This window comes from Streptomyces xylophagus (assembly GCF_000716435.1).
Taxonomy (GTDB): Bacteria; Actinomycetota; Actinomycetes; order Streptomycetales; family Streptomycetaceae; genus Streptomyces; species Streptomyces xylophagus.
The window spans coordinates 1-22,906 of record NZ_JNWO01000051.1 but is presented as its reverse complement, the minus strand read 5'-3'; the positions used below and the strand labels follow the sequence as shown (position 1 = coordinate 22,906).

Sequence of the window (22,906 nt, the reverse complement as noted above, 5' to 3'; positions counted from 1 at the left end):
ACCGGTCACCGAGCCGAAGCGGCGCCGACGCTGTTCTTCAGCTGGAGGACCAGCTGGGGGTTGAGCGCGGAACCGGCACGGTTGGCGAACAGCGTCATCTCGTAGGCGATGTTGCCGAGCTTGGCCTCCTTGTCGGTGACGACGCCGAGGACGGCGCCGCTGCCGATCGCGGAGACGAGGACGTGGCCGCCCTCCAGGTCGATGATGACCTTGTTCAGGCCACCGAGACCGTAGTTGCCCGAGGCTCCGGCGGCCAGGCTGGTGATGCCGGAGACGATGGCCCCGAGGCGTTCGGAGTGGGCGTGCTCGCGCAGTTCGGCCACGGCGATCAGCAGACCGTCGGACGACACCGCGATGGCGTCGACGACACCTGCGGTCTCCGTCGCGAAACGGTTGAGCAGCCAGTTGAAATCGGCCGCGGCTGCCTGCAGTTCGGCCGGCGTGGTGCCTCCCCTGGGAGTGTCACCTGTCGACGTACTCACTGCTCCGCTCCTTTCGGGAGATGGATCTGGTCGTGCGGGTGGTCCGCGTCCGCGACGCGCAGACCGGAGAGCGTGTCGCTGTCCCGGTGCGCTTGCTCCACGGCGGCCTCGAACTCTTCGAGGGCCGAGCGGACGGCGTCCGCGTCGGCGGGCCGGGGGGCCTGCCTGGCGGCTTGCTGGGCGGCGGCGTCGGCGCCCGTACGAAGGGTGGCGCCCTTGACCCGGCGACGCAGGGGGCGGGAGCCTCCGGGGTCGTCGTCAGGGGCGGTGGCGGACTCGTCCGCCGGGGCGTGATGGGTGACGGGCGGGGCCGCGGCGGCGGCTGCCGTCACCGTCTCGTACCGGGAGACCCGGCGGGGGAGCGGGACGGGCTCGTCCTCGGCGCGCAGGTGCTCGGACGCGATCGGCTCGGGCCTGTTCAGGGTGATCGACGGGCGTGGTCCGGAGTCCGAGGCGGCCCAGGAAGGCGTCGGACGCTGCTGGTCCTGGGCGGAGTTGACGGCACCGGACCCCGCGGTAGTGGCCGCGAGCGCCTTGCCCGAGCCCGCGTGCCCTTCCGTCGGACCGCCGGAGGCCAGCGCGCTCATGCGTAGCAGCAGCGACGCGGGGATCGTCACCTCCGCCGTCACACCGCCGCCCGGCGTGCGGGCCAGGGTGACGTCGATGTCCCAGCGGCGGGCGAGCATACCGACCACGAACAGGCCCAGCACCTTCGTCGGCACCAGGTCGAGACGCTCGCGGTGGACCAGCCGGGCGTTCTCCTCGGCGATGCGGTCGGCGCTCATCCCGAGACCGTGGTCGGCGACCACGATCAGCGCGTCGTCGCCGTCGGTCCGTACGACCACCTCGACGGGGCTGCCCGCGGGTGAGAACGAGACCGCGTTCTCCAGGAGTTCGGCCACCATCAGCGTGAGGTCGCCGATGATGTCGGGCTCCACCATGACCTCGGTGTCGGCCCGCAGCCCGACCCGCTGGAAGCCCTCGATCTGGCCCAGCGCGGCCCGCACGACGTTGGTGAGTTCGGTGGGTCCGCCGTCCATCACCGTCTCGCGGATGCCGGCGAGCAGCATCAGGCTGTCCGCGTTGCGGCGCAGGCGTACGGCGATGTGGTCGATGGAGTAGAGGCGCTCGAGGAGTGCAGGGTCCGTCTCGCCGCGCTCCACCGCGTCGATCAGGGCGAGTTGACGGGTCGTCAGGTTGCTGACGCGGCGGCCGACGTTGCCGAACATCTCGGCGACGTTGCGCCGGCTGACCACCTGGCGGGCCAGCAGCGCGGCGGCCGTGGTCTGCACATGGTTGAAGGCCTCGGCGAGGTCACCGATCTCGTCCTTCGCGGTGACCGGCATGTCCCGCAGCAGCGGCGGCCCGTCGTCCTCGGCGTCGTCGTCGGCCACGCGGGCGAGTTCACGGCCCGCGACCTCGGCGACCTGCTTCGCGGCACCGGTCAGGGCCTGCACCGGGCGGACCACCGAGCGGCGCACGACCACCACGAAGACGAGCCACAGCGCGAAGCCGAGCAGCGACAGGCTCAGCAGCAGCCCGGCGCGCCAGGAGGCGTCGCTGGAGGCGCTGTCCGCGCGGGCGGCGATCTGGTCGATGAGCGAGCCGGTGATCTTCAGCCGGCTCGCGGCCTGTTGCGGATAGGCGGGGTAGTCGCTCATGGCGTCCGCGAAGGCATTGCGGACGGCGCCGGGCGTCTCGGCCTGCAGCCCGCTGGGGTCGATCTGCAGCTCGGCGTAGGCCTGGGCGATCTCCCGCTGCGCGGGGGTGTGCTCGATCCCGGAGAGCTGGTCGGCCTGGACCTCGGTGGCGAACCGGGCGAACCGGGCGGACTGGTAGGTGAAGAGGTCGTAGGAGCCGACCGCGTTGTTGTACTCGATGAGCGCGTTGCTGTCACCGGTCGTCGCCGAGAACACGCTGGTCTCGAACGAGCTGTGGGCGGCATCGGCCCGCAGCACGGAGTCCAGCAGGTTGCCGGTGAAGGTGGTGGCGAGGTTCGCGTTGTGCTCGAGGTCGAGCCCGTCGATCAGACCGTCGGAGGCGCTGGTGTACGCCGGGTCGATGTTGTCGGCGGGCAGATAGCTCTGTGCGACGGTGTCGCGCAGCGTCTGCAGGCCGTTGATCTCCTTCAGTGCCTGGGCCTCGCTGGCCGGCAGCCGGTCGCCGAAGGTGTCGCGCACCTTCTGGACCTGCTTGTCCACGGCCATCTGGGCCTTGCGGAAGGCGCTCTGCGAGGGTGTGCCGCCGTCGTTGGTGGCCTCGAAGCGGACGGAGAGCAGGATGGCCTGCTGGTGCTCCGCCTCCACGAGGTTCACCAGTTCGGCGACCTGCCCGCTGTCACGCACCAGCCGGGCCGCGTCGCTCGCGTCCGTCGACTGCCCGATCTCATCGGAGATGAGATACGCCAGCAGCACCGCGACCACCGCGAGCGGTACGCCGACGAGCAGATTGAGCTTGCGCCTGAAGGGCCAACGGTCTGCGAAGCCCCGTATGGACACCAGGCCTCCTTCGTGGGGTGTTGTCACGGTACGCGCAGCGACACACGTGACTGTTTTTGATCGAAGCGGCCCCCGCACACCGCTGTGACCGACGCCAACTCCGGGGAGACTACCGCCTCTTTGAACGATCAAGTGCGTCGCCCTACGTCAAGAATCAATTACAAAGCGCCCGTGTTCGTGACCGGTCTGTTTACGTTGCCTTCACAACTGGGCACTCATTGAGGCCAATCGGTGACCAGAGTTCTCTTGACTGACCAAGAACCGGCTGGATTGGATCAGCGGAGTGCGGCATTCACGCCCCGCGCGTGGACGCCACAGCCATGCCTGCACGCCTGTGCCAACATCCAACCCCGGAACGGGAATTGTGACTTCTAAAGCGAAGAACAGCTGGTCCAGCACTAGGTACCCCGGCGCGGCGGCCATCGCCCTCGCCGCCACGGCTGCGCTTGTCACGGGATGTGGTTCGTCCTCCGACAGCAAGTCCGACAACCCGCTCTCGGGCGGCAAGGCCAGCGGTGACACCGTCGTCGTCGGCTCGAACAACTTCGCCGAGAGCATCCTGATCGCCGACATCTACGGCGAGGCTCTCAAGGCCAAGGGCGTCAAGGTCACTTACAAGCCGAACATCGGCAGCCGTGAGACGACGTACGGCCTGCTCAAGAACGGCACCATCACCGTGCTGCCCGAGTACAACGGCGCGCTGCTGGCCTACCTCGACCCGAAGGCCACCCCGGCGACCCTCGCCGCGACCACGGCCGCGATCAACGCCAAGCTCGACACCAAGCTGACGCTGCTCGACCCGGCCGCCGCCGAGGACAAGGACACGGTCACGCTCAACGCGGAGACCGCGAAGAAGTACAACCTCACGGGCGACTCCAGCATCGCGGACCTCAAGTCCATCGCCAAGGACCTGGTCATCGGCGCCTCGCCGGAGTTCCAGACCCGGCAGCAGGGCCTGGTGGGCCTGAAGTCCGTCTATGGCCTGGAGTTCAAGTCCTTCAAGGCGCTGGACGCGGGCGGCCCGCTGACGGCCGCCGCGCTGCAGAAGAACACCGTGCAGGCGGCGGACCTCTTCAGCACGGACCCGACCATCGCCAAGGAGAAGCACGTCACGCTCCAGGACCCGAAGCGCCTCTTCGGTTTCGAGAACGTGCAGCCCCTGGTCTACAAGAGCGGCCTCTCCGCCGCCGGCGTGGCCGCCCTCAACGCGGTCTCCGCGAAGCTCGACACGGCGACCCTGCTCGACCTCGACACCCAGGTGGGCTCCCAGAACAAGGACCCGCTGGACGTGGCGAAGGCCTGGCTGAAGACGGCCGGCCTGAGCTGACCTTCTCCGGCGACGACGCGGGTGCCTCCGTTCTCCGGGAGGCACCCGCGTCGTCGTGCCCGGAGAGGCTCAGTAACCGACGTGGAACGTCGCGTCCTGCTGGTCCGTGGCCGTCGAGATCGGGTCGATGCGCAGCACGTAGTTGGAGTGCCTGATGTACCGGGTCGGGTTGTTGTACGACCGGAAGGACGCCCAGGAGGAGTCCGCCAGCCCCGCGGTCCGGTAGAACGTCGCGTCCCCGGCGAACGTCGACGTGCCGTCGTTCACGTCGAGTTGGAGCGCGTAGTTGTAGTGCCGCAGATAGCGGGTCGGGTAGTTGACCGACTGGAAGGACACCCCGGTCGAGTCCGCGAGACCCGGCACCAGCGTCCACTGGGAGTCGGTGTACGGGTCGAAGGCGTACTCGTCGATCCGGCCGATGAAGTTGGAGTGGCGGACGTAACGGGCCGGGTAGTTGTAGGACTTGAGCCGGTTCCAGGCGGGCGTGCCCCACTTGGCGATGAGGTTGTTGTACTCGGCCGTGGTGATCGGCTGGATGCCGCAGTGCTTGGAGTTGAGCGGCTGCGTGTAGAGCTTCTGGTCGACGGCCGTCCAGGTGCCGGCGGCGAGACTGCTGGTCTGCCAGGCGTAGAAGACGCCGTTCGGGTCCCAGGTGTCGCCCCAGAGGTACCAAGTCGAGCTGGACGCAAGGGACTTGACCAACGTCGGCGCCTCGGTGCCGTTGTGCGAGACGGCCGTGCTGAACTCCGTGAAACTGCCGGGGTCCAGTGACGTGGACTTCGCGCCGACCAGCGTCGAATTCTTCTTGAAGTAGAGGTAGTTGACGCCGTTCACGCCCACGGCGAGGTCACCGTCGATGACGTCGTAACCGGGGTCGAAGAACACCTGCGGATCACCGGCGGTCACGAAGTCACTGGTGTAGTTGACCATGATGACGTTGTGGCCGCTGTCGTTGACGGCCGAGTAGATCACCCCGTACTGACCCCGGCCCGCGTCCCAGAAGGACTCCGGCGCCCACGCGTGGGTGTCCAGGCTGTGCACCTTCATTCGCCGGTAGCCGGTGAAGGTACGCAGATCGGCGGAGTCCCACACGTGGATGTACTGGCTGACGTACGACCAGTCGGTGCCGTTGAGATCGGTCGCGAGGACCACGAACGTGCCGTCCTGCTTGCGCAGGATGAACGGGTCGCGCAGGCCGAGGGAGCCGGCGGTCGGGGTGGCGACGGGGGCGTTCTGGTTGAGCGGGGTCCACTCCAGACCGTCCGGGCTGACGGCCAGGTGCAGACCGTAGTTGGCGCCCAGGAACGTCGGCGACTCGGTGAAGTAGCACATGACATACGCCGAGTTGGTGGCGGCCTGGGCGCTGCCGGCGCCGAGGGTGAGCGCACCGGTGGCCGCGAGGGGGACGGTAGCGGCCATGCCGAGGAAGAGACGGCGGGACGGGTGGGGGAGGGGAGGGACGGCCATGTGTTCTCCAGGGGGATACGAGCGGCCCATAGATTCATATCGTTCGACATCCCGAACGTGGTTCGGTAAGTCGATCAGAAGGTAGAGATGGGGCGCGTGCGCGTCAATCACACGGTCGTGCTTGGCCGGATCCCGTCGTTCACGTTGGTGTGGGCTGGGCGTCCCCTGTGTGGATCAGTGCCGTCGGCAGGCCTCACACACCCGCGCCCACACCGAGTTCCGCCCGCGCCCGGGCCGCCGCCCCGATCGCCACCGCGTCCCCGCCCAGCCGCGCCGGCAGCACCCGCACCGGGTGACCGCCGACCGGCGGCTCCAGCGCCAGCGTCTCCAGGATCGCCGACTCGACCAGCTCCCACGACCGGCTGACACCCCCACCGATCACACACGTCGTGACATCCAGCAGCCCCGCCGTGATCAGCAGCGCACGGGCGACACCGCGGCCCGCGGCCTCGTACACGGCGAGCGCGTCCGGATCGCCCCGACGGGCCTCCTGGGCGATCACGCGAGCGGTACGGTCCATGCCCGTCCGCTCCCCGTACCGCGCCGCGATCGAACGCCCCGAGGCCAGCGTCTCCAGATGCCCTCGCCCCCCACACGTGCACGGCAGCTCACCGAACCCCGGGACATGACCGATCTCGCCCGCGGCCCCGTGCGGCCCGTCGTAAAGGGCGCCATTCAGCCACAGCGCGCCCCCCACCCCCGTGCCGAGCGTCATCCCGAGCACGTTCTCCGCACCGACGACCGCACCCTTCGCGACCTCCCCGCGCAGAAACGCGTTGACGTCGTTGTCGAGGAACGCCGGTACGCCCAGGGCCTGTTCGACGGCCGCCGTCACCTCGAACCCGGCCCAGCCGCGAAAGGAATCACTCGCCACGAGGATCCGCCCGGCCCGCGCGTCCACGAGTCCGGCCGCGCCGACCCCGACCCCGAGCAACCGGGCGGGCGTACGGTCCAGCAGCAGCCGTAGCGCCGAGAGCGCGGCGGCGAGCATCGCCGTCCCGCCCTCGCTCGCCGGGGTCGGCACCTCCGTCCGGTCCAGGACGTCGAGTTCGGCCGTGCACAGCGCGACCTGGGTGGTCGTCCCGCCGATGTCGACGCCGACGATCACCTGGGGGGAGTCGCTCACGCGCCGGCCCCCGTCCCCAAGGCCAACCGGCGCTTCCTGCGCTCCCGTTGGAGCACGGGATCGGGTATGGGCACGGCGGCGATGAGCCGGCGCGTGTACTCCGTCTCCGGATGCAGCAACGTGCTCATGGTCGGCCCCTGTTCCTCGACCCGCCCGTCCCGCATCACGACGACGCGCCCCGCGAACTGCTGCACCACGGCGAGGTCGTGCGACACGAAAAGACACGCGAACCCGAGCTCCGCCTGCAACTCGGAGATCACCTCCAACACCGTCTGCTGCACACTCACGTCCAGCGCGCTCGTCGGTTCGTCCGCGACCAGCAGCCGAGGTTCGAGCACCAGCGCCCGCGCGAGACTCACCCGCTGCCGCTGCCCACCGGACAGCTCACGCGGCCCGCGCCGCGCCAACTCCCTGGGCAGCCGCACCAGTTCGAGCACCTCGGCGACCCGCTCCCGCCGCTCGGCGGCGCCCATGCCACGCCGGTGCACCCGCAACGGCTCGGCCACGCACTCCGCGACACTCATCCGCGCGTCCAACGAGGCCACCGGATCCTGCAACACCACACCGACCCCGGCCAACAGGGCCCGCCGCGCCCGCCCCCGCGCCTTGCGCAGATCGGCGCCGAAGAGCGACACGCCCCCCGACTCCGGCGCGACCAACCCCAGCGCCACCCGCGCGGCGGTCGACTTCCCGGACCCGGACTCACCGACGAGCCCCACGGTCTCCCCGGCCCGCACGGTCAGCGACACCTCCTCCAGGGCCCGTACAGCACCGGGCCCCCGCCCGAACCGCACGCTCACGTCACGGAGTTCGACCACGGGCGCACCCTCGACCTCCTCGCGTACGACACTCCCGTTCCCGCTCCCGGTCACGGCGAGCCGAGGCACAGCGGCCAACAACCGCCGCGTGTACTCATGCGTGGGCCGCAACAGCACCTCCTCCACCGCCCCCGTCTCCACGATCTCCCCCTCCAGCATCACGGCGACCCGGTCGGCGAAGTCGGCGACGACCCCCATGTTGTGCGTGACGAGCAGTACGCCCGTCCCGGAGTCGGCGGCCAACGCCCGCAGCAGATCAAGGATCTCGGCCTGCACGGTGACATCGAGCGCGGTGGTCGGCTCGTCCGCCACAAGCAAACCGGGCGAGTTGGCGATGGCCATGGCGATGACGACCCGCTGCCGTTGCCCACCCGACAACTGAAACGGAAAGGCGGAAGCCCGCCGCTCGGGTTCGGGAATGCCCACCCTGCGCAGCAACGCGACGGCTTCAGCGGCCGCCTCCCGCCGGGAGACGTCCCGGTGATTCCGTACAACTTCCGCTATCTGCTTGCCGATTCGGGTCAGCGGATCAAGAGCGGTGGCCGGCTCCTGGAACACCATCGAAGCCGTACGCCCCCGCAGCCGCGCGAGCTCGGCCTCACCGGCCCCCACGACATCCGTACCGCCGACCGAAACACCCCCGGACGCACGGGCGTTGCCGGGCAGCAACCCGAGCGCGGCAAGGGCCACGGTCGACTTCCCCGACCCGGACTCACCGACGAGGGCGAGCGTCTCACCCGCTGCCACCCGCAAGGACACCCCCCGCACGGCGGGCACATCACCGCTCTCGGTCGAGAAGGTGACGCCCAGATTCTCGATCTCCAGGATGCTGTTCATCCCCGTCCCTTCACGTCGAAGGCGTCGCGCAGCCCGTCGCCGACCGCGTTGAACGCGCACACGACGAGGATGATCGCGAGTCCCGGCGGCACGATCAGCCACCAGCGTCCCGAGTAGGCGGCCGTCAGCCCGGCCGAGAGCATGCCGCCCCAGTCGGTCGACGGGGGCTGAACTCCCAGCCCCAGATAGGACACATAGGCGACGAGCAGAATCGCGTCGGCGACCTGGAAGGTGGCCGCGACGACGATCGTCGACACCGAGTTGGGCAGGATGTGCCGGGTGATGGCCCGGCTGTGGGAACCGCCGATGGCACGCAGGGTCAGCACATAGTCGCGGCTCTTCAAGGTCAACGTCTCCGCCCGCACGAGCCGCGAAGGCACCAGCCAGGACACCAGCCCCAGAATCACGATCAGCCCGGTCACGCCGGGTGTGGTGATAGCCGACACGACCAGCAGGATGAAGAGCGCGGGAATGGCGATCCCGGCGTCCACGACCCGCATCATGACGGCGTCGATCCACCCGCCCGCGTACCCGGCGACGGCCCCCCACAAGGTCCCGATGACGGTGGCAAGCACTCCGGCGGCAAGCCCGACGAGCAACGAGACCTTCCCGCCGTACATGAGCCGCCCGACCTCGTCATGCCCGACGGCATCGGTCCCGAGCCAATGAGAGCCACTGGGATGGAGATTGACCTGAGTGAGATCGGTATGAACCTGATCGGTGGAGTAGAGAACCGGCCCGAGGAAGCAGAACAGAAAAAAGAGGGCAACGACGACGAGTCCGGCAACGGCAAGCTTGTTGCGCGCGAAGCGCGCCTTTAGGGGCGCGGGGAACTGCGCGACCAGCCCCCACCGGCGGGCACTTTGAACACTCACACCAGACCCCCCTTGACCCGAGGATCAACAACCCGCTGAACGATATCCGCGAGCAACGAACCCACCACAGTCGCCACAGAGATCACCAACACACACCCCAACAGCACCGGGTAGTCCGAAGACTGAGCCGCACTCCAGAACAACAGCCCCATCCCGGGGTAGTTGAAGAGCTGCTCAACAACCAGCGCGCCCCCGAACAACACCGGCACGTAATACCCCAACATCGCGATCACCGGCGTAAGCGAGTTCCGGAACACGTGCTTGAAGAGAATCGCCCGCTGCCGAGAACCCCCCGCCCGAGCCGTACGGACGTAGTCCTCGGACAGGTTCTCCAACGTCGCAGCCCGCATGTACCGACTGAAAGCGGCGACCATGGAAGCCGCCCCCGTCACCACAGGCAGCACCAACGCAACGGGATCCGCGAAGACCTGCCCCACCGTGTCCCCCTGCGGCGCCTGCGACGGAAACCACCGCAACACCTGTGTGAACACGAGCACCAGCACAAGTCCCAGGAAGTACACGGGAGTCGAGTACGCCACGAAGCTCAACGTGGTGATCACATAGTCGGCAGGCTTGTTCCGCCGCACGGCCTGCCACATGCCCAAAGGAATCGCGAGCGACAGCCCGATGATCGCGGACAACACGGTCAACACCAGTGTCTTCGGAAGCCGTTGCTCGATGAGCTGGGACACCGCCTCGTTCAGGGTGTACGACGTGCCGAGGTCACCGTGCAGCAACTGCCGCAGGTAGTACAGGTACTGCACGGGCAGGGGCCGGTCGAGCCCCTGGTCGTGGTTGAACAAGGTGATCTGCTGGGGCGTGGCCTGCTGGCCGAGGATCCCGCGCGCGGGACCCCCGGGCAGCGCGTGCAGCAGACCGAACACCACGACCGTCACGATGAGGATCACGACCAGCGCCTGGGCGATCCGCCGGGTCAGATACAGGAGCGTGTCCATGCCTCAGCTGGTCCACTTCCACTGTGCCGGGTGGAAGTTGGCGAGCGGGTCCTGCGAGAAGCCGCCGAGGCCGTTCTTGACCACGGAGATCTGGTAGTCGGGCTCCGGCAGCCAGATCACCGGCAGATCCTTGGCGAGGGCCGCGCTGTACTCCTGGATCTCCTGCGTCGAACTCGACGTCGTGGACGCGGAGATGAGCTTGTCGACATCGGTGTTGGAGTAGTTGCCGAAGTTCGCGCCGCCCTTCGTCTGGAAGAGCGAGTCGCCGGTGGGGAAGGCGCTGAAGTACCAACTGCCTGCCGTACCGAAGAAGGACAGCTGCCACTTGCAGATCGACTGCGAGGCCGTGCACTGCGGGGTCTGCGACAGCACGGAGTTGACGGGCGCGGTCTTGATCGAGAACTTGATGCCGGTCTTCGCCAACGAGGACTGGATCGCGCTCATCATGTTGTCGGTCACCGTCGACCCGGACTGCGACAGCACCTGCATCTCGAACTTCGTCCCCTTGGCGACCCCTTCACCGCACTGCGAAGCCCCGGTGCCCGGGCTGGTGCAGGTCATGACCCCGCCCTCCTCGCTCCAACCATGGCCGCTGAGCAGCGACTTGGCGGCCGAGGTCGAGAACGGGTACGGATCGCTCTTCTGCGTGGCCGACAGGAACGACGAACTCTGGGCCTGCGGGATCGGCCCGTATCCGGGCACCGCCGTCCCGTTGAAGATGACCTTCGCCAGACTGCTCTGGTCGATCGACCGCTGCACGGCCTGCCGCGCGTACAGCTGCTTGAACACGGCACCCATGGCGGGGTTGTTGAAGTTGTACGGCATGTACGTGATCGCCCAGCCCGACCACGGCTTCACCGTGTAGCCCTGCGCGGTGAAACTGTCCTTCTGGTCGAGGTCGGTCGCCTCGATGTAGCCGTAGTCGACGCTCCCGGAGCGCAGCGCGTTCTTCTCCGCGTCCGCCGTCGTGAAGGGGAGGAGGTTCACGGTGGGGATGCCGGGCTTCTCGCCGCCGTCGTACTTCGAGTTGGCGGCCAGGACGACCTTGCCGGCCGTGGAGAAGGACTTCACGGTGTAGGGGCCGCTGACCGTCTTCCACAGGGCGTTCGAGGCGTAACCGCTGATGTTCTTCGCCGCGTTGTTGAGGTACGTCCAGTCCTGCTTGGCGTCCCCGGCCTTGTCCCACACGTGCTGTGGAAGCGGCGTGATGGAACTCAACTCATTGGCCAGCATCCACTGCGGGTTGTAGGCCTTGTCGAACGTGATGGTGAAGTGGCGGGCGTCCACGGTCTTGAAGGCCGTCCAGTTGTCCGGCGCCTTGCCCGGGTTGTAGCCCGCCCACTGGGACTTGTTCGCCTTGATGAGGTCGAACCAGAACTTCACGTCGGCGGAGGTGACCGGCTTCCCGTCGCTCCAGTGCCGGTCGCCGAGGGTGATCGTGACGCTCTTGTTGTCGGCCGCGAAGTCGGCGGCGGTCGCCACCGAGCCCTTCTTGTTCCAGCCCATGCTGCCGGTCGAGCCGTCGTAGGCGACGAGCGGTTCCCACAGCGCGTTCGCGATGGAGATGTTGTTGGTGTTGAGGTGGGCGGCGGTGCCGATCGGGAGGATCCAGTTCGGGGTGAAGTTCGCGGGCAGCGCGTAGTCGATGGAGTCGTGGGACCCGGACGACGACGTACCGCTCGACCCGGAACAGCCCGCGAGCAGCAGCGAGGCCGTGGTCAGGGAGGCACCGGCGAGGAGTCTCGAGCGAACAGGGGACATGGTTCTCCTCGGAAAAGAGGGGCGGAGGCGGGGGTGAGGACAGTCAACGACCCCTGGTGTCGAAGAAACAGGCGTGCCGCTGTAAAAAGCCTGTTTCTGCTGTTCTGAAAAAAGCGGGAAGGCCATTCGAGTGGCTTACGCTCATCGCCTCGATCGCCGATCCGGAAGTAACTTCCTCCATGCCTGAAAAAAGTGCGCACCGCCGGAAGAGCACCTCGGGCGTCTCCTCACAGGCCGAGCACGTCCTCGAACTCCTCGCCTCCGGGCAGGCCGCCACCCGCACCGAACTGGCCGAACTGCTCGGCGCCGCGCCCTCGACGATCTCCCTCGCGGTGGGCCAGCTGGTGTCCCTCGGGCTGGTCGCCGAGCACGGTACGCGCTCCTCCACCGGCGGCCGCCCGCGCAAGGTGCTACGGCTGGGCGGCAGCGACGGCTTCGCGGTCGCGGCCGAACTCGGCGGCAAGCACGCGCACGTGGGAGTCGTCCTGCCCGGCGGCGGACTCACGGACGTGTCGACGGTGCCGTTCCCGACAGCCGAGGGCCCGGAGGCCGCGCTGCCCGGACTGGCCGACACGCTCCAGGGCCTCGCCGAGCGACGCGGGCCGGAACTGCTGCGCGGGGTCGGCCTCTCCCTGCCGGGCCCGGTCGACGTCGCGAGCGGCGTCGTGACCCTCCCGTCCCGCATGCCCGGCTGGAACCGCTTCCCCGTCCGGGCCTGGCTGGAGGACCGGTTCGGCGTCCCGGCCGCCATCGAGAACGACGCCAACTGCATGGCCGTGGGCGAACACACCGTGCAGCCCGCCGGACGCCGTCAGTCGATCATGGTCAAGACGGGCACGGCGATCGGCGCCGGCGTCATCGCCGACGGCCGCCTCTACCGAGGCGGCACCGGCGCGGCGGGCGAGATCACCCACGTCCGCGTCGAGGCCGCCCACGACATCCCCTGCTCCTGCGGCAACACGGGCTGCCTGGAGACCGTGGCCTCGGGCGCCGCCCTGGTCCGCATCCTGCGCGGCCACGGCCTCGACGTGACGACCACGGAGGACGTCGTACGCCTGGCCACCGACGCCCACCCCGAGGCAACCCGAGCAGTCCGCCAGGCCGGCCGCTACCTGGGCCAAGTACTGGCAGCCAACGTCAACTTCTTCAACCCGGATGCCGTATATCTGGGCGGCATCCTCTCGACTCTCGAACCCTTTGTAGCGGCCGTCCGCAGCCAGCTGTACGAGGGCTGCCACCCTCTGGTCACAGAACACCTGGTGATCGAACGAGCGAGCCTGGGCGCGGATGCGGGCTTGGTGGGAGCAGGCCAGTTCGCGCTACAGAGAGCACTGGCTCAGGCATTGCAGACGGTCACAGACAAGACGCGGTGACTTGTTTTTTAGGGGCGCGGGGCTGTGTCAATTTGCGGCTCCGCCGCGTGGGCGCGACCAGCCCCCACGCACCCGCACCCGACACACAACCTGGAGCCCCCATTGCCTTCTTCTCGCCCTGTCATCGCCATCGCAGGCCTAGGCATCGAGTCCTCAACCTTCTCCCCAGCCCGCACTCAGGCCCCGGCCTTCCACCCCCAACGAGGCCCCGAAGTCCTCACCCGCTACCCCTTCCTGGCCCCCGGCACCGCACTTCGGGAAGCCGCAGACTGGCAAGGCGCCCTCGTCGGCAAGGCCCTTCCCGGCGGTACCGTAACGGCCACCGCATTCACCGAACTCTCCGACGAACTCATCACCCGCCTAAGCGAGTTGGGCCCCCTGGACGGCCTCTGGTACGACATCCACGGCGCGATGACAGTCGAGGGCACAGACGACGCCGAAGCGCTCCTACTCGCCCGTATCCGGGAAACCATCGGCCCGGACACCCTCGTGTCCACATCAATGGACCTGCACGGCAACGTCTCCCGCGAACTGGTCCACCAAAGCGACCTGATCACCTGCTACCGCATGGCCCCGCACGAAGACGCCATGGACACAAAGGAACGCGCCGCCCGCAACCTCGTAGCCCTCCTGACCAGCGGAGCGCCTCGCCCGGTCAAGGCCTGGATCCCGGTCCCGGTACTCCTCGCAGGCGAACAGACCTCCACCCGTATCGAGCCGGCGAAGAGCGTCTACGCGGCCGTAGAGGAAGTGGAAGCGACCGAAGGGGTCACGGACGCGGCGATCTGGGTCGGCTACGCCTGGGCCGACGAGCCCCGCAACCGCGCCGCGGTCGTCGTCACGGGACCATCCGCCGCCCAAGTGACCACCGGCGCCGAGCAGTTGGCACGCGGCTTCTGGGAAGCAAGGCGCGACTTCGCGTTCGTCGCCCCGACCGGCACCCTGGCCGACTGCCTCGACGAGGCGCTGGCCTCCACCGCCCGCCCTTACTTCATCAGCGACACCGGCGACAACCCGACCGCGGGCGGCGCGGGTGACGTCACCTGGGGCCTCCAACAGGTCCTGGAACGCCCGGAGTTCAAGGACCAGGACGGCCCGACGGTCATCTACGCGTCGCTGCCCGGACCGGCCGCCGTAGCGACAGCGGAGCGCGCCGGCGTCGGCGCCACCGTCACCGTCACAGCCGGCGCCGAGGTCGACGACCGCCACGCGCCCCCGCTCACCCTCACCGGTGTCGTCCACTCCGTCCGGCACGGCGACCGGGACGCCGAGACCGAAGTGGTCCTCAGAGTCGGCAGCGTGCACGTGATCCTGACCCGGCTGCGCAAGCCGTACCACCACGAACACGACTTCACCGACCTGGAGTTGGACCCGCGTTCCGCCGATCTCGTGCTCGTCAAGATCGGCTATCTCGAACCCGAACTCTTCGCCATGGCCGCCGACTGGAAGATGGCCCTCACTCCGGGCGGAGTGGACCAGGATCTCGTGCGGCTCGGTCATCACCGCGTCCGGCGGCCCCTGTTTCCCTTCGACCGGGACATGCCCGACCCGGACCTCACGGCCCGGGTCATCGCCCCCTCGGACGAGCCGCTCAGCGGGGCGGACGAGTGAGGTTGCCGCCCCCGCCGTCCTCGATGGCCGCCTCGATCAACTGGTCGAGCAGCGCGATCAGTACGTTCCGGCACGAGTCGCGCTCCCGCGCGTCGCAGAGCAGCACGCGGACGTCCTCCGGGAGCGCCAGCGCGTCGCGGACCGCCTCCGCCGGGTACGGGTGCTCGCCGTAGAAGCCGTTCACGCCCACCACGAACGGGATGCCACGGCGCTCGAAGAAGTCGACGGCCGCGAAGCTGGACTTCGGGCGGCGCACGTCGATGAGGACCACCGCGCCGAGGGCGCCGAGCGCCAGGTCGTTCCACATGAACCAGAAGCGCTGCTGGCCCGGGGTGCCGAACAGGTACAGCACCAGGTCCTGGCCGATGGTGATCCGGCCGAAGTCCAGGGCCACGGTGGTGGCCCGTTTCTCCTCGATGCCGTCGAGGTCGTCGACGGCGAGGCCGGCCGCGGTCAGCGGTTCCTCGGTGCGCAGCGGTGCGATCTCGCTCACCGAGCCGACCATGGTGGTCTTGCCGACGCCGAAGCCCCCCGCGATCAGGATCTTGACCGTCTCGGGCGGCGCGGGTGCCGGAGCGATGGTGTCAGAGCCGGCCAAGGCCCTCCCTCACTTTCTGCAGCAGGTCCATGTCCGGGCTGGTACGGGAGACCGGGTGCGGCGGACGGGCCGTGATCAGACCCGCCTCCAGCAGATCGCAGAGCATGATCACTACCACGCTCACCGGGAGGTCGACAAGAGCCGCGACCTCCGCCACCGCCAGCGGCTCGGCGCACAGCCGCAGGATGCGGGACTGCTCCGGCTGCGGCCGGGGCGCCCGCGCGGGCGCCGGCTCGACCGCGGTCACCGTGGTGATGAGGGTGAAATCGGCGCGGCTGGGCCGGGTTCTGCCACCGGTCAGCGTGAACGGCCGTACGAGCCGCCCCGCCGCGTCGCCACCGCTCACCTCACTCGCCGGCGCCGGCCGCGGGGCCGACGTTGGCACGCGGCGCGGCGCTGAGATGCTCGCCTATCTTCTTCACCAGCATGTTCATCTGGTACGCCACGACCCCGACGTCCGCGCCCGGACCGGTCAGGACGACCAGATGGGCGCCCGGGCCCGCCGAGGTGAGGATCAGATAGCTGTTCGCCATCTCGATCAGCGCCTGGCGCACCGGACCGCCCCGGAAGTCCATGGCGACCCCCTTGCTGAGGCTCATCAGCCCGGACGCGGTGGCCGCGAGCCGCTCGGCGTCGTCGCGCAGGAACCCGGTGGACTTGCTGACGACCAGCCCGTCCTCGGACAGCACGACGGCCTGGTTCACCTCGGCCACCCGATCCACGAGTCCGGTGAGCAACTGGTCGAGCTGGGTGTGCGTGGCGGGCACAGGACGTGTCATGGCGGAGTCCTTCATGAGCGGTCGGCGGGCGGAGTCGAGGAGGCGGCTGCTTCCTCCCGGTCGTACTGCGACGGCGCGTCGTCGTCGATGGAGTCCCGCGCCTGGAACGTGCCGCGTTGGAACCCGGCCAACGAGGAAGCCGCACGTTCCGCGGTGAAGTCTTCCAGCTCCTCGTCCTCCTCGACCGGCCCGGCCTCCTCCCGCAACTCGCTGGCCAGGCTGGTCTGCGGCACCCGCCGCGGCAACGGGGTCAGCCCACCGAGATCGGCGGTGGCCGAGGACTCGGGGGTCCGCGCCGAGGGGACGACGGGGCGGACCTCGGAAGCGGGGCCCGGCGTCTCAACTGCCCGATCGGCCAGGGCGGTTGCCACCCGGGCCGCGGTCTTCCCCGCTACGGCCGCCTCGTCGTCGGTGTCCTTCGCGGCACCCGGCAGCGGCTCCTCGGGCGCCTCGGGCACGACGATCTCGTGCGGGATCAGCACGATCGCGGTCGTGCCGCCGTACGGCGAGGAGCGCAGCGTCACCGCGATGCCGTGCCGGGTGGCGAGCCGGGCGATCACGAACATGCCGAGCCGCAGGTCGTCGGCGAGGGCGACCACGTCGAACTGCGGGGGCACCGCCAACTGGCCGTTGAGCGAGGCGTAGTCCTCGTCGGACATGCCGAGCCCGCGGTCCTCGACCTCGATCACGAGCCCCTTGGCGACCATCGCGGCCCGCACCCCGACCGGGCTCGGCGCGGGGGAGTACACGGTCGCGTTGTCGATCAGCTCGGCCAGCAGATGGATCACGTCCGCGACCGCGGGCGGCGCCAGGCACACCTCCTCCTCGGTGTGCACCTCCACGCGCTGGTACTCGGCGACCTCACCGACGGCACTGCGCAGGATGTCGATCAGCGCGACCGGCTCGGTCCAGCTGCGACGCGGCTGCTCACCGCTGATGACGACGAGGTTCTCCTCGTAGCGGCGCAACTGGCTTGCCGTGGAGTCCAGTTCGTACAGACCGCGCAGGACCTCGGGGTCGTCGTGCCGGCGTTCCAGCTGGTCGAGCTTGGTGAGCTGGAGGTTGACCAGGTTCTGGCTCTGCCGGGCGATGCCGAGGATGACCTTCTGGAAACCCCTCCGGGTGTCGGCGAGTTCGACCGCGGTGTGCACGGCGGTGCGCTGCGCGGTGTTGAACGCCTGTGCCACCTGGCCGAGTTCGTCGTCGCCGTAGTCCAGGGGCGGGGTCGCCGACTCGACGTCGATCTTCTCGCCCCGGTTCAACCGGGCGACCACGTCGGGCAGTCGGTCCTCGGCGAGGCTCAGCGTGGCCACCTTCAGGCCGCGCAGCCGGCGGGACAGGGAGCGGGTGATCCGCCAGGACATGCCGACGCACAGCAGCAGGGCGGCGAGTCCGCCCGCGCTCAGCGAGGCGGCGGTGACGAGCAGGTTGTGCGCCTTGTCGGAGCTGCGGTCGAGGAGTCCGGACGTCTGCTGCCTGATCAACGTCTCGTACTGGGCGGCGACTTGGGTCAGTGCCGCGTTCCACTGCTTCTGCTCGGCGGGCAGGACGATCCGGCCGGCCGAGCCGTTGTCCGGCACCGCCTTGCCCGCCGTGCCGGCCGTGAGCACCGCGTCCTCCGTGGACTCCAGGGTGCTCCACTCGACGCTCTGCAGAATGTGCTCGATCCGCGTCTTGGTGGCGCCCTGGAACCCGGTGGCGATCTGGTCCTCGACCAGCCAGCGCCGGGCGTGCACCAGCTCGGCGAACTGCTCCCACGACTCGTTGTTCAGATGCCCGGAGTGCCAGGCCAGCGTGAGCTGCGCGTCCTCCTGGGAGACCAGCTCCGCGCCGTGCTCCAGGGCGACGAGCGGCTCCGCCTGCGAGGTGAGGTCGCCGTCGTCGACCTGGGACAGCTCCTGGAACGCCTGGATCTGGTCGTCGATGATCGAGGTGTACTGGTCGAGCACCTGCTGGGCCGTGATGTCGGTGGGCTTGTCCACCTGGCTGCGGTAGTACTCCAGGCTGTCCACCGACGCGACGACCGAGTACATCCGGTCCCTGATGCGGGTGGGTGCCTTCTTGATCGCGTCCGTCTGGCCCACGAGTTGGGCCACCGCCTTGTCCGTCGCCGCACGCTGGGCCTCCAACGCGGCCTGCGAGCCGTGCGGATTCGCCATCCACGCCGCCGAGAGACTGCGCTCCTTCTGGAGCGCGAGCGCGGCCTCGGTGCCCATGGCGCCGGTCGACCGGCTCAACTCCGTCTGGGAGCGCAGCCGTAGCCCCTCCGCGAACATCTGGGTCGTCGTCACGCCCCACATGGCCGCGAGGGTGACGCTGGGCACCAGCGCGAGCAGGATCAGGGAAAGACGTATGGAACCGACGCGGCGCCGGGCACCTGTCCGTGGAGACATCGTGGTCGTCCTCGCTACATCCTCGTACGAAGTGTCCGGTCAGCGCGTTCCGTTGGCCGCGAACTTCGCGACCGCGCCGACGTTCGTCTTCGTCACGAACGCCGGGCCGGTGAGCACGGGAGCCGCCCCGCCGCCACTGATGTTGCCGTTGGTCTTGTACAACCACAACGAGTCGACGGCCAGATAGCCCTGCAGATACGGCTGTTGATCGACCGCGAACTGCACGGCTCCGCTCTGCACGGCCTTGACCAGGTCCTGGTTGAGGTCGAAGGTCGCGACCTTGGCGGTGCTGCCCGCCGCCTTCACGGACTTGACCGCGGCCAGTGCGAAATCGGCGCCCAGCATGACCACTTCGTCGATGCTGGGGTCCTGCTTCAGCCGGTCCTTGACGCCCGCGGACACGGCGTTCATGTCGGTGCCGTCCACATAGAGCATGTCGGTCTCGCCGGTGAACGTCTTCTTCACGCCCGCGCAGCGCGCCTCCAGGGCGACATTGCCCCGCTCGTGGATCACGCACAGGGCATGTTTGGCCTTGAGGGCGTCCAGGTTCTCGCCGACGGCGCGGCCCGCGACGCTCTCGTCCTGGCCGAAGAACTCCATGACGCCCTCCGACTGCCAGGAGTCGATACCGGAGTTGAGGCCGACCACCGGGATGTCCGAGGCCTTGGCCTGGGCGATCGGCGCCCTCATCGCGTCCGGTTTGGCGAGCGTCAGCGCGATGCCGTCGACCTTGTCGCGGATCGCGTCCCGCACGAGCTCGGCCTGTCCGGCGGCGTCGGGGTCGTTCGCGTACGTCAACGCGACGTTGTCCTTGGCCGCGGCGGCCTCGGCGCCCTTCTTCACCAGCACCCAGAAGGCGTCGCCCTCGCTCGCGTGGGTGACGAGGGCGATCTTGAGTCTGGCGCCGCCGGCGGCACCGGCCGTGTCCGTGCCGGACCCGGAACCCCCGGTTCCGGAGCAGCCGGAGAGCAGCAGGCAGACCGCGACGGCGCAGGTCAGCGCAGTACCGCGTATGAGGCGGACGGGAGCGTGAGGTGAGGGAGGAGTGGTCATGGGCGGTGCGGCACCTCGCTGTGCGGCCGAGCTGGAGGACGGGGAGAGTGCGCCCGGTGCCGTATGAGGTGCGCCGACCGGGTGACTCCCGCTGGGCCGGAGCCAATCGTGTGTGACCGCTGGTAGTCAAGTGAGCGGCGACATGGAGTGAGTTCTTGCTGCCGCATTGTGATCATCTCGACGTCGTAGGGAAGTTGAAGGTGTTGTGGACGAGGTTACGTACCGGCGGACGGACGGTTACGGCTTGCGGGCCACCGCCCCGTACATCGCGATGTCCTCGTCCCTGATCGGTTCGGCGTCCGTGCCGTCCGGACGCCACTTGTGGACCTGGACGATACCCGGCCCGACGAGTTCGAGCCCCGCGAAGAACTCCTCGGCCTCCGGATACGTACGCAATCGCATCGGCATCCCGCGCGCCGCGTACTCACGGGCGACCCGGCCCACCTCGTCCGGCGCGAACTCGGCCGTGCCGATGGACATCGCCAAGTAGCTGCCGGAGGGCAGGGGTTCGAGGAGCCGGCGCACGATGCCCACGGCGTCGTCCTCGTCCAGCACGAAGTGCACGATCGCGATCACCGTCAGCGCGACCGGCTCGCCGAGATCGAGTGTCTCGCGGAACTGAGGGGTGCTCAGGATCGCCGCCGGGTCCAGCATGTCCGCCTCGACGTACGCGGTCCTGCCCTCGGGCGTGCTGTCCAACAGGCCCTGGGACAGGGCGAGTACGAGCGGGTCGTTGTCGACGTAGACCACCCGCGACTCCGCGGCCGCCGCCTGCGCGATCTCGTGGATGTTCGGTGAGGTCGGGATACCGGTGCCGACGTCGAGGAACTGCCGTATCCCCGCCTCACCGGCCAGATACCGCACGGCACGGTTCATGAAGTCGCGGTTGGCCCGCATGTGCACCGGCATGGCCGGCCACTCCCGGATCATCGCGTCGCCGGCCTCCTGGTCGGCGGGGTAGTAGTCCGCTCCGCCCAGGATGTAGTCGTAGATCCGCGCCGAGTGGGCGGTGTCGGTGTCGATGCGGCCGGGCTCGGGCAAGGTGGGCTCCTTGTGTGAGATTTCGCCGTGACGGGGGCCATGGATGGAGGAAATCCTCGATCCCGGGGACCTGGCTGGGAAGGGCACTGCAGCGATTCCAGGCTTCAGTCATGAGACAACTGAGCACACCCCCAAGGCAGTTGACCCCCGACGGGTCCTACCCAAGGCGCTGGTCCGCACTCGTCGCCCTGCTCCTCGCCGAGGCGATGAACCTCCTCGACGCGACGATCGTGCAGGTGGCCGCGCCCGCGATCCATGCCGATCTGGGCGGATCGGTGTCCGACATCCAGTGGTTCACGACCGCCTACACCCTGCCGTTCGCGGTCCTGCTGATCACCGGCGGCCGGCTGGGCGACATCGCGGGCCGGCGACGGCTGTTCGTGCTGGGTGTCGTCGGATTCACCGTCGCGTCCCTCGCGTGCGCGCTGGCACCGGGCGTGGGGTTCCTGATCGCGTTCCGCGCCGTGCAGGGGGCGTCGGCGGCGCTGGTGATCCCGCAGACCATCGGCCTCATCAAGGCGATGTTCGCCAGCGACGAGATGTCCAGGGCCCTGGGCAGCATCGGCCCCGTGATGGGCCTCGCGGCGGTCTGCGGTCCGGTGCTCGGCGGTGTCCTCACGCACGCCGACCTGCTCAACTCCTCGTGGCGCGCGGTGTTCCTGATCAATGTCCCGGTCGCCCTCGCCGTCCTGGCCCTGTCCCCCCAACTGCCGCGCAACCGCGCCCCGAAACGCCCCACCCTCGACCTCACCGGCACCCTCCTTGCCATGACCGGCACGGGACTTCTGGTCTTCCCGCTGATCGGCTCGGACATCTCCCGCCTGTCCGGCCGGAGTTGGACCACGGTGACCGCGGGCCTCTTGACCCTGACCGCCTTCGCACTGCACCAGCGCAGGGTGGCAACCACCGGCCGCAGCCCCTCGCTGGAACCGACCCTGTTCACCCGCCCCGGCTTCCCCGCCGCCCTCGTCGCCTCCACGACCTTCTTCGCGGTGACGACCGGCCTCATGACGGTCGTGGTGCTGCAACTCCAACTCGGCCTGGGTGTCGGGGTGTTGAAGGCAGGCCTGACCCTGGCCCCTTGGTCGGTCGGCCTCGCCGTCTCGTCCTGGGCGGCGGGCGCACATCTCGTACGGGGGTACGGGCAACGGGTGATGCTCGCCGGCCTGGGGGTGCTGCTCGCGGGAATGCTGTGCGCGATCCTCGCCTACGACCGCGCGGTCCCCGGCGCCTACCCCACCTGGCTGCTCCCCGCACTCGGCGTGGTCGGCCTCGGCGCAGGGCTCTTCACCCCGGCGTTCTTCACCCACGCGCTCAAGCCGCTCCGGACCCAGGAGTTGGGGTCGGCGGCGGGGTTGCTGAACGCAGTGCAGCAGCTGGGGGCGACCTTGGGGGTCGCGGTCCTCGGGAGCGTGTATCTGGCGAACGCGGGGGCGGGAGGCGGAGCCGGGTCCGGGGTCGGTGGTGGGACCGAGGGTGCTTCGGGGGCGCTGTACGGGGTGCAGGTGGCGTTCTGGAGCGCGGTGGGGTTGGTGGGGGTGTGCGCGGGCGCGAGCTGGGTGATGGGGCGTGAAAGGTGATGGGGGCGTGAAGGGGAGCGGGGCGTGAAAAGTGACGGGGGTGCAAGGGGGAGCGGGGCGTGAGACGGGTTGAGGGCGCGAGGGATTACGAGGCGCGAGGGGTGATGGGAGCACGAGGTGGTGTTGGGGGCGCGAGAGGCGATGGCCGCGCCCCCGATGGCCCGCTTGCACACGCCCCCGGCTCGCTTACGCTCGGTCCCCTACGGCTCGCTTACGCCTGCCCCCCGGTCACTTGCGCCCGGCCCCCAACGACTCACCTACGCCCCCCGGCTCCCCCCCCCCCCCCCCCCCCCCCCCCCCCCCCCCCCCCCCCCCCCCCCCCCCCCACCAC

At 69.2% G+C, this 22,906-nt stretch carries 18 protein-coding genes; 4 read left to right on the top strand and 14 right to left on the bottom strand.

The genetic code is table 11. From position 1 onward, the window contains the following. Window positions 1–5: 5 nt before the first annotated feature. Window positions 6–482: a roadblock/LC7 domain-containing protein gene (locus OO70_RS49010; RefSeq protein WP_043687703.1), complete on the bottom strand. Its 477-nt coding sequence runs from the start codon at window positions 480–482 to the stop codon at window positions 6–8. Then, entirely contained in the window at window positions 479–2,980 is a 2,502-nt protein-coding gene (locus OO70_RS49005; protein WP_043687702.1) for a sensor histidine kinase, read from the bottom strand. Before OO70_RS49005 ends, OO70_RS49010 begins: the two co-directional genes overlap by 4 nt. A gap of 364 nt (window positions 2,981–3,344) precedes the next feature. On the opposite strand from OO70_RS49005, the gene OO70_RS49000 reads away from it, so the two are divergent. After that, a complete protein-coding gene (locus OO70_RS49000; RefSeq protein ID WP_043687701.1) occupies window positions 3,345–4,307 on the top strand; it encodes an ABC transporter substrate-binding protein in 963 nt (320 codons plus the stop codon). Window positions 4,308–4,376: 69 nt separating this feature from the next. Here the strand turns inward: OO70_RS49000 and OO70_RS48995 are convergent, their stop codons facing one another. The 6 genes from OO70_RS48995 to OO70_RS48970 form a co-directional block, all read right to left on the bottom strand. Continuing rightward, on the bottom strand, window positions 4,377–5,774 hold the full coding sequence (locus OO70_RS48995) for a glycoside hydrolase family 43 protein (protein ID WP_043687699.1): 1,398 nt from the start codon (window positions 5,772–5,774) through the stop codon (window positions 4,377–4,379). 193 nt (window positions 5,775–5,967) lie between these two features. After that, window positions 5,968–6,900, bottom strand: a complete 933-nt coding sequence (locus OO70_RS48990) for an ROK family protein (protein WP_043687696.1) — start codon at window positions 6,898–6,900, stop codon at window positions 5,968–5,970. After that, the gene (locus OO70_RS48985) at window positions 6,897–8,555 is read right to left on the bottom strand and encodes a dipeptide ABC transporter ATP-binding protein (protein ID WP_043687694.1); all 1,659 of its coding nucleotides are present in this window, start codon (window positions 8,553–8,555) and stop codon (window positions 6,897–6,899) included. Before OO70_RS48985 ends, OO70_RS48990 begins: the two co-directional genes overlap by 4 nt. After that, window positions 8,552–9,400 (bottom strand): ABC transporter permease, encoded by an 849-nt coding sequence (locus tag OO70_RS48980; RefSeq protein WP_051742440.1) that lies wholly within the window; start codon window positions 9,398–9,400, stop codon window positions 8,552–8,554. Before OO70_RS48980 ends, OO70_RS48985 begins: the two co-directional genes overlap by 4 nt. 26 nt (window positions 9,401–9,426) lie before the next feature. Next, entirely contained in the window at window positions 9,427–10,386 is a 960-nt protein-coding gene (locus tag OO70_RS48975; protein ID WP_043687691.1) for an ABC transporter permease, read from the bottom strand. A 3-nt stretch (window positions 10,387–10,389) separates the two neighbouring features. After that, window positions 10,390–12,147: a peptide ABC transporter substrate-binding protein gene (locus tag OO70_RS48970; protein ID WP_043687689.1), complete on the bottom strand. Its 1,758-nt coding sequence runs from the start codon at window positions 12,145–12,147 to the stop codon at window positions 10,390–10,392. A 179-nt stretch (window positions 12,148–12,326) separates the two neighbouring features. Here OO70_RS48970 and OO70_RS48965 point away from each other — a divergent pair, with 179 nt between their 5' ends. Both OO70_RS48965 and OO70_RS48960 read left to right on the top strand, forming a co-directional pair. Continuing rightward, entirely contained in the window at window positions 12,327–13,520 is a 1,194-nt protein-coding gene (locus OO70_RS48965) for an ROK family transcriptional regulator (RefSeq protein WP_043687686.1), read from the top strand. Window positions 13,521–13,622: 102 nt separating this feature from the next. Beyond that, window positions 13,623–15,131 (top strand): M81 family metallopeptidase, encoded by a 1,509-nt coding sequence (locus OO70_RS48960; RefSeq protein ID WP_043687683.1) that lies wholly within the window; start codon window positions 13,623–13,625, stop codon window positions 15,129–15,131. On the opposite strand, the gene OO70_RS48955 is transcribed toward OO70_RS48960, so the two are convergent. From OO70_RS48955 to OO70_RS48930, 6 genes are all read right to left on the bottom strand, one after another. Further along, window positions 15,112–15,729 carry a GTP-binding protein gene (locus tag OO70_RS48955; protein ID WP_043687681.1) on the bottom strand — a complete coding sequence of 206 codons (618 nt, stop codon included), beginning with the start codon at window positions 15,727–15,729 and terminating at the stop codon, window positions 15,112–15,114. The genes OO70_RS48960 and OO70_RS48955 overlap by 20 nt on opposite strands. Further along, on the bottom strand, window positions 15,716–16,075 hold the full coding sequence (locus OO70_RS48950; RefSeq protein ID WP_043687677.1) for a DUF742 domain-containing protein: 360 nt from the start codon (window positions 16,073–16,075) through the stop codon (window positions 15,716–15,718). Before OO70_RS48950 ends, OO70_RS48955 begins: the two co-directional genes overlap by 14 nt. A gap of 1 nt (window position 16,076) precedes the next feature. Further along, window positions 16,077–16,508 (bottom strand): roadblock/LC7 domain-containing protein, encoded by a 432-nt coding sequence (locus OO70_RS48945; RefSeq protein ID WP_043687674.1) that lies wholly within the window; start codon window positions 16,506–16,508, stop codon window positions 16,077–16,079. Between the two features lie 11 nt (window positions 16,509–16,519). Continuing rightward, complete coding sequence (locus OO70_RS48940) at window positions 16,520–18,901, bottom strand: sensor histidine kinase (protein WP_043687671.1); 2,382 nt, start codon at window positions 18,899–18,901, stop codon at window positions 16,520–16,522. Between the two features lie 39 nt (window positions 18,902–18,940). Next, on the bottom strand, window positions 18,941–19,954 hold the full coding sequence (locus tag OO70_RS48935) for a substrate-binding domain-containing protein (protein ID WP_043687668.1): 1,014 nt from the start codon (window positions 19,952–19,954) through the stop codon (window positions 18,941–18,943). Between the two features lie 237 nt (window positions 19,955–20,191). After that, on the bottom strand, window positions 20,192–20,995 hold the full coding sequence (locus OO70_RS48930) for an SAM-dependent methyltransferase (RefSeq protein WP_043687665.1): 804 nt from the start codon (window positions 20,993–20,995) through the stop codon (window positions 20,192–20,194). A gap of 110 nt (window positions 20,996–21,105) precedes the next feature. On the opposite strand from OO70_RS48930, the gene OO70_RS48925 reads away from it, so the two are divergent. Then, the gene (locus tag OO70_RS48925) at window positions 21,106–22,575 is read left to right on the top strand and encodes an MFS transporter (protein ID WP_051742436.1); all 1,470 of its coding nucleotides are present in this window, start codon (window positions 21,106–21,108) and stop codon (window positions 22,573–22,575) included. The last annotated feature ends 331 nt before the right edge of the window (window positions 22,576–22,906 follow it).